Origin of the sequence: Mesorhizobium sp. M4B.F.Ca.ET.089.01.1.1 (assembly GCF_004022605.1) — a bacterium.
GTDB lineage: Bacteria > Pseudomonadota > Alphaproteobacteria > Rhizobiales > Rhizobiaceae > Mesorhizobium > Mesorhizobium abyssinicae.
The window spans coordinates 1-1,282 of record NZ_RZOS01000851.1; the positions used below are offsets into that span (position 1 = coordinate 1).

At 57.6% G+C, this 1,282-nt stretch carries 2 protein-coding genes; one reads left to right on the plus strand and one right to left on the minus strand.

The window, feature by feature from the left end:
• Positions 1-910: BadF/BadG/BcrA/BcrD ATPase family protein (locus tag EN780_RS34485; RefSeq protein ID WP_128276482.1), on the minus strand; the 910-nt coding region annotated here is incomplete at its 3' end.
• On the opposite strand from EN780_RS34485, the gene EN780_RS34490 reads away from it, so the two are divergent.
• Complete coding sequence (locus EN780_RS34490; RefSeq protein WP_128276483.1) at positions 882-1,274, plus strand: hypothetical protein; 393 nt, start codon at positions 882-884, stop codon at positions 1,272-1,274. The genes EN780_RS34485 and EN780_RS34490 overlap by 29 nt on opposite strands.
• The last annotated feature ends 8 nt before the right edge of the window (positions 1,275-1,282 follow it).

A 1,282-nucleotide genomic window follows, 5' to 3' on the forward strand; every position in this document is an offset into this window, starting at 1 on the left:
TCTCTGGGCCATCCCCGGCACTGCAAAGTTGCCGCGCCAAGACGCAGGCGCCTAAGACCGGCGGCTTGTCGAGGAAGGTGACCGCCACTGTCGCCCCGAAACGATCGGAAATTTGATGGGAGAACGCATTGGCTAAAAGTGGCTGGGCGAGGATGACCCCTCCGCCTACCACCACGTCTTTGTCGGACACGCCCGCCAACTTCAGGTGGTGAACTAATTGGGTCAGGGCCGCTGCGCCCTCGTCAATAACGCGCTTAGCCAACGACGAGCCTTCATTGGCTGCGTAGAAGATAACGGGTGCGTGTCGCCCCAGAGCCGAGGCACCGCCTTCCTTCGCGATAGCGGTGCCGATGTTCGTGGGGCTATTCAGTCCAAATGCCTCACAAAGCGCTTCGACAAGCGGCTCTGACCTTGCCCCTCCGAGGTCAATGTGCCGTCGCACTGCTCGACCAGCCTCACGTACTAAACCGGGAGCGCTCCCTTCGTCTCCGATTGCCCAGCCCCAACCGCCTGCGACATGCATCCTGCCTTTCTGGTCCCGAGCAACGGCGATTGAGCCAGTTCCCGCGACGACACCAATTCCGCTGGAAAGCCCCATGGCTAGGGGAAATAGCTCTGCATCGTTGACGACCCTCAACGGGCAGGCAAAATGATTGGAAAGGGGTTTTTGCAGGATGGCACACTCGGCCTCATCATCACATCCATGAGAGCCAATCGCGATGCCGTTGGGAGTGGCGCCATCCGCAAATCCGCTGATTAGCGCGATTAGTCCAGGAATATCGTGGTCATAGGCTCCACAACGCCATTCACTGGTCCTCACCACCAAGTCGCGGCCCATGCCCTGTTCCAGGCAGCTTCTCAAATGCGTTTTGGTGCCTCCGATGTCGACACCAATCGATATAGAAAACATCTCGTCATCTCTGTTCGCATTCGCGCCCAGCGGCCGCGGTCCCAGTCTCTCGCTGAAGGAATATCACTTTTTTTTCGTCTGCGAAAGATGGTTTTTTTCATCATGCGCGACTCTTTCCCCGCGCGGCGATGATGGTCAAATGCCGTGCAAAAAGGCTGGCAGGCGGCTGGGGGCTCTAACGAAAACAATGTTCACGGCTTGGCAATCTGCTGAAAAATTCCTATTGCTTTCACTGCCCGTGTCAATCAAGCCTAGGGAGCTGGAGCTCGGCGACATCAAGGGAATCGTAAATGCAGGAAAAGATCTTGGCGCGCTTGCGTTCGTCTCAGCCCAGCCTCAGTCCGGCGCTCCTTCGCATCAGTGAGTACGTCC

What these genes read in the sequence shown, in the direction of transcription:
- EN780_RS34490 (WP_128276483.1), top strand. Translation starts at nt 882, where the DNA reads ATGTCGACACCAATCGATATAGAAAACATCTCGTCATCTCTGTTCGCA.